Annotated in this window: 7 protein-coding genes and 1 pseudogene; 5 read left to right on the top strand and 3 right to left on the bottom strand. The window is 52.8% G+C overall.

What is annotated here, in order from left to right:
* Positions 1–699: 699 nt before the first annotated feature.
* The 3 genes from GHO41_RS27795 to mobI all read left to right on the top strand — a co-directional run bounded on the left by GHO41_RS27795 (position 700) and on the right by mobI (position 3,378).
* On the top strand, positions 700–1,767 hold the full coding sequence (locus tag GHO41_RS27795; protein WP_057005073.1) for a DUF262 domain-containing protein: 1,068 nt from the start codon (positions 700–702) through the stop codon (positions 1,765–1,767).
* A gap of 4 nt (positions 1,768–1,771) precedes the next feature.
* The gene (locus tag GHO41_RS27790) at positions 1,772–2,419 is read left to right on the top strand and encodes an MAE_28990/MAE_18760 family HEPN-like nuclease (protein WP_057005072.1); all 648 of its coding nucleotides are present in this window, start codon (positions 1,772–1,774) and stop codon (positions 2,417–2,419) included.
* Positions 2,420–2,916: 497 nt separating this feature from the next.
* Positions 2,917–3,378 carry a conjugative transfer protein MobI(A/C) gene (mobI, locus tag GHO41_RS27785; protein ID WP_057005466.1) on the top strand — a complete coding sequence of 154 codons (462 nt, stop codon included), beginning with the start codon at positions 2,917–2,919 and terminating at the stop codon, positions 3,376–3,378.
* 379 nt (positions 3,379–3,757) lie between these two features.
* Here mobI and GHO41_RS27780 read toward each other — a convergent pair whose 3' ends face one another.
* Positions 3,758–4,123, bottom strand: coding sequence for a hypothetical protein (locus GHO41_RS27780; RefSeq protein WP_057005465.1), 366 nt, complete (start codon positions 4,121–4,123; stop codon positions 3,758–3,760).
* A 543-nt stretch (positions 4,124–4,666) separates the two neighbouring features.
* Positions 4,667–5,635: an integrase gene (locus tag GHO41_RS27775; protein WP_153435204.1), complete on the bottom strand. Its 969-nt coding sequence runs from the start codon at positions 5,633–5,635 to the stop codon at positions 4,667–4,669.
* A 226-nt stretch (positions 5,636–5,861) separates the two neighbouring features.
* On the opposite strand from GHO41_RS27775, the gene GHO41_RS27770 reads away from it, so the two are divergent.
* Complete coding sequence (locus GHO41_RS27770; RefSeq protein ID WP_153435203.1) at positions 5,862–6,443, top strand: recombinase family protein; 582 nt, start codon at positions 5,862–5,864, stop codon at positions 6,441–6,443.
* 185 nt (positions 6,444–6,628) lie between these two features.
* On the opposite strand, the gene GHO41_RS27765 is transcribed toward GHO41_RS27770, so the two are convergent.
* On the bottom strand, positions 6,629–6,922 hold the full coding sequence (locus GHO41_RS27765) for a hypothetical protein (RefSeq protein ID WP_153435202.1): 294 nt from the start codon (positions 6,920–6,922) through the stop codon (positions 6,629–6,631).
* Positions 6,923–7,018: 96 nt separating this feature from the next.
* Between GHO41_RS27765 and GHO41_RS27760 the strand changes: the two are divergent.
* Positions 7,019–7,946 (top strand): annotated as a pseudogene (locus GHO41_RS27760) (IS3 family transposase); the annotation flags it as partial.

Below are 7,946 nucleotides of genomic sequence, written 5' to 3'. Positions count from 1 at the left end.
TTTGGAAGCGGGATTGTTTCGCTTAGCAAGCTCAGAAAATTAACTGACTGTTGCACTTGCTCCTTGAGACCGCCCAGCTATTGCCACCGGCAAAAACAATTACGGTCTAACAAGAAAGGAGCTGGAATACAAACTGGGCGGATTGCTCGGAGAGGCGGCTTACCTTGATCCCAGCAATCTGCCCGCAGCCATTGAATTCAACAAATCATTCAAAAGATCCAGCTCGCCCCTTCCCGAGCACGTGCCGGACAACCCCGCCGCTACTGAAAAGACATTCGATGATGCTTCTGATCTGCCTTGGAATTAGCATAATTGGCGCTCCGATCAATCCTGCCTCCAAAAGCTTTTCAATTTCCTGATTGGCGAAGGGGGCACCCTGCCTCAAGCCGCTGCACGGAAAGTTACCAACGCTTTTCGTAAGATCTTGCGTGCGGCTGAGTAACAATTGCTTGGAAAAGTCCGCTTTGGGTCGACTTTTGTCTGTCGCGACCGGCGACACCCGACCCACAGCAGCCGGTCGTGGCGCCTAGGAATCCGTAGGAAATTAACTTCGCCTCAAAGAAAAACCTCGAAGCCGATGCGTCACAGATAGATACCTCTTCTGAAAAAGCTAATTGTCCGCTGCATACTCGACGGCGATATGGCTATTTGATATCTTCAAGCTCGGCAAGTGTGACTCTCCATGACCAAGGATGCGTGATGAACGACGTTGAAGATCAGATAATTGAACTAAAAAAAGCCGTAGCTTATGATAGTAAAGATTTTACTATCGAAATTCTTGTTAAAAAGTACTTAGAAAAGATTGATGAAAATGAGAACGAGATATTTGTACCAGACTACCAGCGAGATTTTGTCTGGGACACATCACGACAATCTCGACTGATCGAGTCGATCGTCCTTGGCCTACCCATTCCGCCTATCTTTGTAGCAGAAAACAAAGATGGCCGCCTCGAGATTGTGGATGGCTCGCAGCGCGTAAGAACTCTGAGCGCCTTCCTAAGTAACGAGCTGACACTGGAAAGCCTGGAAAAGGTCACCAAACTCAACGGTATGTCATATGATGATTTTGACGTTTCGAGGAAACGCAAATTCAACAACATGACCATCACCGTAATAGTTCTTTCTGAAAATGCTACTGAGGAAGTTAAGAACGACCTCTTTGAGCGTATCAACAAGGGCAGCGACATCCTCCGTAATATGGAAACCCGGAAAGGTATTTATCGCGGGCCTTTCACAGATTTTATTTACATAAAATGCGCGACCAATCAAGAATTCCGCGATTCCATCATCCTCTCTAAAACCGTGAAAAATCGCCAAGAGCATGAAGAACTTGTCCTGAGATTCTTCGCCCTCATCGATATGCGCCCTAAGTACGCTGATTTCTCGAGAAGTGTTAGCAAAGCGCTGGACGATTACATGGATGGGAAGCGTGAAACTTTCAGCAAAGAGGAAGAGCAACACAAACTGTTTATCTTTAACCGCATGATCGATTTCGTGACAGAAAACTTTGAATTTGGGTTCTCAAAAAGTGCAGGAAAAGAAGTATCCCGCATTTTCTTCGAAGCAGTTTCCGTTGGGTGCCATCTCGCACTTGAGGAAGCCCCCAACCTCAAGCTTCCGAAGAAAATTGATGTGCGATACTTCCTGCAGGATCGAGACTTCAACAAGTCAGTAACCGGTCAATATCGCACGCACTCCTCGGAAAACTTGAATAAGCGCATCAACCATATCAAAGACCGCATTCTTGCCCTTTCGGTCAGGGCCTAGGGTCATGAAAGGAGTTACGTCAGACCTCCTTGAACGCAACGTCTCGATCAACCGACTGTTTACCCACATTGAGGAAGTGTCGGATCAGCGGGGGAAAATTGAGGTGGTCGTTGTCCTAAAGGCGAGCTTTTTCGTGGCACTGTATAACAACATCGAAGCTACGGCCTACGCCACACTTGAGAAAGTACACTACCGGCTTGGACTTCGGAAGTACAGCGAACTTACGGAAAAGCTTCAGAAACGCATGTTGGAGTATAGCTTCGGAAAAGGCCGATCAGCCGACTTGAAGGACGCATCGAAGGTAGAAGCCATGAAGCAAAAGATCCTGGCTGAAGACCTTCGTTTTCCATCGATTCATGACTTCCTCAACAGGAAGACCATATTTTCTGGAAACCTGGATGCGAGGCGATTAGGCGAGATAGCCGATGAGTATGGTATGAAGCCACCTCAGTTTCGAGGAATAACTCAACACGTGCTGACCGTCAAAAACAAGAGAAACAAGATCGCTCATGGAGAGCTCTCCCTCTCTGACGCCGGCAAGGGGATCAAGAATGGTGAGCTGGGGAAGATCTTTGATGCAGTCAACCTTGTCTTAGAGGATTTCATCAGCACCACAGATGAATTCCTGACGAAGGAACTTTATCTCGCGTAACTGCCATGCAACTCAAGCTTGCGTCAGCGGCCAGCCTCACGAGACGGCCACTGGCGCCTGCTTTATTATTGCGATCCACGCAATGGCGCTGTGAACTGCCGAAGCCCGATACAGTCACGGCGCGGACGACTGGTCGGATTAGGAAGCTTGAATGCCTGCTTCAGGCCGATTTCTGCCTTTCGTAACTGGCAGAAATTGGCCAGTTGCAGCTTGGCAGGGATACACGCCCGCTCGCTGTCATTTGCTTCTAACATGTCGACCTTGTTTCGCACAGGGTCAAGGCTGCCGCCGTCATCTATCGTGCATCCTTTGCACGTTATGTTTTTCTGCGACTGACATGTCGTCATCCGTCCGTCATCTCATGCGAAGCTGGGTCACAGCCTGAGCCAGTCCGCCCACTTTCCGTAGATTTCCGACGGTAGAACGGTCTGAAATCGAATCCTGGGTGCTCAGCGATCGGTCACCATTTGGCTCTTACAAAGAAGAGAGCCTTCGTCATGAGCAAAGAAGCACAAACGATAGTCACCCTGTTGGATCAGCAGTACGAGCAGTTGCTTACGGACGCGAGATGCTTGGTAGCAAGCTATGTGGATGCGTCCATGAAGCTGTACAAAAAGACCGGGGTCAAATCTGTCGTGGCTGCCGTTTCAATCAAGCAAACGAGCCCGAATGCGTATTCGATCTACTGGTGCAAACTGGTGCCGCTGCAAGGACAAAAAAACAAATTCGCGCCCCTGACTATTGCCAAGGGGAATGGCAAACATAAATACCCGGCTTCCTCGTTTGAGTTTGTGGAATACCCATACCGTCACCTCGTTCTGCAAGTTGAGGGGCGGCTTGCAGAGATTCGCCGCGTTGCGAGCGAGAATCGTCAGCTACGTCGGACGTTGGTCGCTTATGAGAAGAAGCTGTCTAGATACCAAGCGCTTAATCATGGCGACCTCTATTCGGGAGGGTAGCGGCTGAGTACCTATAAGCAGTGCCGAACAGATTTGACCCGATTGTAAATCCCGAAAGCCCCGTTCAGCTTGCTCTGGCGGGGCTTTCTCGTATCAGCAGTGAACTACGGCGAGATATATTGCTGCGCTTGATCAGGGAAGGCGACGGGTTCGGGCTATAAGCAGTGTAGGGCGCTAAATCTACTCGCTGTCAGCCAGCAGGCCCATTCAGGCGGGGGCGGAGGCCGTATTTGCTATTAGCAGTGACGCTTACGACCAAGTCTGCCGCCCAGCTTTGATCTGTATTAGTAGTGAAAGGCTTCACTTTCATAAAATAAACATTGGTAGGTGCCGTTCCTGTTGGTACCTGTGTCGCGCAGCGGGTGGTGACGGTAACGCGCTACCCGTGGCTGCCTCGCTGCTGTTCGAATGCAATGCGGTTCATTACGCAGATGGGAATGGGGTAGCCCTGGATGTGGGTCGTGAGAGCCTCGTTGCCTGCGATCACCATGATGCAGGATAGGCCTCTGCGGAAGCGCATCCCTCGTCCCGAGTAGTTGCGCGGGATGATCTCCCATGATTCGTCGTCGTAGTAACAACCAACGATTTCTGACCAGCGTAATTGGATGCCCGCGCCCATGATGCCTACTGGGGCCAGGCAGAAAATTTCTACCTGGGTATCCTGCCCAAGAGGTACAGCGTAAATCCGACCGTTTGGTGCAATAGGTGGGAAGTACTGCCCGTTACCAAGGTGACGAAATTCCATGGTGCTGCTCCGGTTAGATGAGGTCGCTAAACACTCTCCGGTAGCTTTCGGAAAACCCAAGATGAGATGCTGCCCATGAGTCCGCGCACGGGTTTTAGCGTACTCGGCAAGCTAGCTCGCCACACGGAGGGCGTGCATGTTGCAGATCTAAATGCTTCGGCGCTCCGGTCACTTTCGCTAGGGTGCGGAAATTGACAACCCTTCCGAAGTCATCCCATGACCTCATAGGCTTGGGAAAATACTGCGTATCGCAGCGGTAGTGTGCCTTGCCGATGGATTTGGGTAAGCGCCCGCTGCCAAGGGGCAGCGGACAGTTTGTTGCAGGTATCTGGCCGTTCCGCTGAAGGCTCAATCGTCGCCGTGCTTCTTGTCCAGGTACGCTGCGACCATATAGCCAATTACACCTGCGATAGTCAGCGCACTGATGACGGCAAGCACGGCATATACAAGCAATTCAAAACGATCCATTCCCTGACTCCTTTAATTCGAACCCTGCCAAGGTTAAGGGCGTCTGATCTAATCCCAAATCTGCGGTGTGATGGCTTAGCGATTGGTACCGGCGGCTTCCTTCCTCAGGTTGGCTCGGGCACCAACGTACGCATCAGTTTCCCAGATACGCATATTCCCGAGCTCGTAGGCGACGTGATTCCGGGACTCCAGATCCTCATCTTGGGGAGCTTTGCCCCCAAGAATCGGGGCGTGGTGACCAGACAATCGCCAGTAGAGCTCGCAGGCATATGCCGCGCGACAATCATCAATGTTTAGTCCGTGAGAAAGTAAAAGCTCTTGAGCTGCAGGTAGGTTCTTTAATTTCCATGTACGCCAAGCTGCTGGTGTCGCGTGGCTGCTGCCCTGAAGTTTTTGAAATGCCGCGGCCTTCTTCAAAATTACAATTTGCTCAGGGGCAGAGATATTAATGATCCGATGCTCATGTTTATCTTTGCTGAACACATAAAAGATGTTTTCTTCTTCGGCGTCCTTGTGAGCATCTTCTGCGTCGAAGAAAAAAGCCTCAAGCAATGACATGCCGAGGTATCGAACTGACCTGATTAATGTTGCTAGCTGCTCTGAGTGGAGAGCCTGAATATCCACCATCGCGGCTTCAAACTTAGTACGGTCAAGACTGCGCGGTACGGTAATCCGTGCATAGCTTGGAAAGCCAAGACGGCTACCGACGTTAGCCGCTACGCCTTTCCAGTGCCCATTAGTTGCGAAGCCCATCACTACATATACAGTCTCAAGCAGGCCCGACACGCTTTGCAGTGGGAGATTTCCTTGGTATGTCTGGATATAGAGCTCTTCCCCGTACTCCCTCACCAATTTTTTATTGACGAATTCCAAGATGTCTACCTCATGAGACTCGTTGGCATAAGCACTAAACTGCGCCCATTGCTGGTCGTGGATCATGGCCTCGTGCTGACTGAGAAGCCCGCGCCGGACTGCCTCCCTGAGAATTGCCGAACCGGCCTTGGTCAAGTCCCGATCAAAATGTGCGTGGAAACTCTGCTTCATGGTCATTCCTCCATTCAGCTCAGGTGCTGAGCTGCTGAAGGAAATGTTGAGCGAGGAAAAATATTCTGGGGTTCGGTTTTGGTCGCTTTCAGCGCCTGAAATTGACGAGCGCATCCGTCCAATAAACGGTCGTTTATGGCACACCTATTCCAGATGATCTTTTGGGCTTGGGATTTACCGCTTTCCTGTCACTTTTCCCGTACCGAAATCAGTGTGAGAAAAATGTATGGGAAAGCGGATTGGGTACGCCCGAGTTTCGACTGATGATCAGAATCTCGCCCTGCAGCGAGATGCACTTGCCCTGGCTGGGTGCTCTGTGGTTTACGAAGAGACCATGAGTGGGAAGTCAGCGGATAGACCGGAGCTGGGGCATTGCCTCAAAGCTCTGCGTAGTGGCGACACTCTGGTTGTCTGGCGACTGGACCGTCTCGGTCGTTCTCTGCCCGACTTGGTTGGGATTGTTGGTAGCTTGGAGCGGGAACGGGTGGCATTCGAGTCCATTACCGAACGAATCGAAACCACCAGTGCTGCCGGCAAGTTAATCTTTCACGTGTTCGCTGCCCTGGCGGAGTTCGAGCGCAACCTCATTCGAGAGCGAACTCGTGCAGGATTGGCTGCGGCTCGTGCCCGTGGGAGAAAAGGCGGGCGCAAGCCTGCGCTGGATGATCGCCAGATACGTGAGATACGGGCGCTTCTCAGAGATCCGGAGATACAGGCTGGAGACGTGGCCCGCCGCTATGGCATTTCGCGGACTACTTTGTATCGTTATATCCGCTCGTACAATGCGCCGGGGGGGGGCGGACCCTAGGGCACCTGCTTGAGCACCGGAAGAGGTGGCAGTCGCAGCCTAGGCGACAGTCGTCTGAATTAACGTAACGTTACTTGAAATCGAGGCCGGTAAGACTTACTGTTCGCATCAGCTCATCTACCAGCCTTCGGGTGTAAGCGTAGAAGGAGTAACGGCCCCGTCCTCCTGCGGAGGGCGCGGCCAGCCTAATTCCCCTCGTTATACCGCTCCCAGCGCCTTTCCAGTTTTCTTTGCTGATGCTCCCGCTCAACCGGGTATGCCGTCCACGGCAGGATATAGTCCTCGCGCTCGTCCAAGACCACCAAGTATTCAGCTTCGGCAAACCAGATCAGCACGCGATGACCTGAACCCTTCGGTTCGCGCCAGATCTTAAGCGCGGCGTCCGCAGCATTTTCGATAATCGGCCTTGGCCAGCGAATGCGCTCACAACGTCGCAAGTCGGGTAGGCGTTCCGCCTCGTCGTTGCCTTCGGAAATCATGTGCCAGAAGGTAGCTTCTTTGCCCTGTATAACCGGGTGATCTTGCCCAGTCCCAGTGGACACCCCGTTAAGCGATAAACTGCAACGAGGTGAATCATGGCAAGACAAGCAACCCCAATGAAACAGACCCGCACCCGCCATTCCCAAGCCTACAAGGACGAAGCGCTGGCTTTGGCCGACCGCATTGGCGTCAGCAAGGCTGCCGAACAGCTCGGCCTGCATGCTTCCCAGCTCTACGGCTGGCGGAGCAAGAAGCACCAGACTCAGGCCGGCAGCGAGCGCGAGCAGTCGCTGGCCGACGAGAATGTCCGACTCAAGCGGCTGTTGGCCGAGCACGCCGAGGAGCTGGCCATCGTAAAAAAGGCCGCCGCGTACTTTGCCAAGAACCTCAAGTGAAGTACGCCTTCATGAGGACTCATACCGCGCATTTCTCGATCCAGGCCATGTGTCGCGTGTTGGGCGTTGCCCGCAGCGGTGTTACTACGCTTGGTGCTCTCGCAGGCCGTCAATGCGCCAGCGGCGAAGAGCCGAACTGGATCGGCAGGTCGCTCAGGCATACAGCGCACGCAAGGGCCGCAGCGGGGCTCCACGGCTGTGCCACGACCTGCGGGAAGCCGGCCTACCCTGCAATCGCAAGACGGTAGCCGCCTCGATGCAACGGCAAGGACTGCGTGCCAAGGCCGCCAAGAAGTTCAAGGCCACGACCAATTCTCAGCACTCCCTGCCAGTGGCAGAGAACTTGCTCAAGCAGGATTTCAAGGCATCTGCGCCAAATCAGAAATGGGTGGGTGACATCACCTACCTGCATACGGAGGAAGGCTGGCTGTATCTGGCAGTGGTCATCGATCTGTATTCACGGATGGTGATCGGCTGGGCCATGAACGAACGCATGACGGCCGACTTGGTTTGCGATGCCTTGCACATGGCGCTGTGGCGACGCAGGCAGCCTAATGACGTGATCGTGCATAGCGACCGCGGCAGCCAGTACTGCTCAGCGGCTTACCAGGAGCTGATCCGCGCCCAT

Origin of the sequence: Pseudomonas sp. FSL R10-0399 (assembly GCF_009600165.1) — a bacterium.
Classification (GTDB): Bacteria; Pseudomonadota; Gammaproteobacteria; order Pseudomonadales; family Pseudomonadaceae; genus Aquipseudomonas; species Aquipseudomonas helleri.
The sequence above is the reverse complement of the archived record's forward strand: the minus strand, read 5'-3'. Positions and strand labels throughout refer to the sequence as shown.

Coding starts and splice junctions, on each gene's coding strand:
- GHO41_RS27795 (WP_057005073.1), top strand. CDS start 700: ATGAACGACGTTGAAGATCAGATAATTGAACTAAAAAAAGCCGTAGCT.
- GHO41_RS27790 (WP_057005072.1), top strand. CDS start 1,772: ATGAAAGGAGTTACGTCAGACCTCCTTGAACGCAACGTCTCGATCAAC.
- mobI (WP_057005466.1), top strand. CDS start 2,917: ATGAGCAAAGAAGCACAAACGATAGTCACCCTGTTGGATCAGCAGTAC.
- GHO41_RS27780 (WP_057005465.1), bottom strand. CDS start 4,123: ATGGAATTTCGTCACCTTGGTAACGGGCAGTACTTCCCACCTATTGCA.
- GHO41_RS27775 (WP_153435204.1), bottom strand. CDS start 5,635: ATGAAGCAGAGTTTCCACGCACATTTTGATCGGGACTTGACCAAGGCC.
- GHO41_RS27770 (WP_153435203.1), top strand. CDS start 5,862: ATGGGAAAGCGGATTGGGTACGCCCGAGTTTCGACTGATGATCAGAAT.
- GHO41_RS27765 (WP_153435202.1), bottom strand. CDS start 6,922: ATGATTTCCGAAGGCAACGACGAGGCGGAACGCCTACCCGACTTGCGA.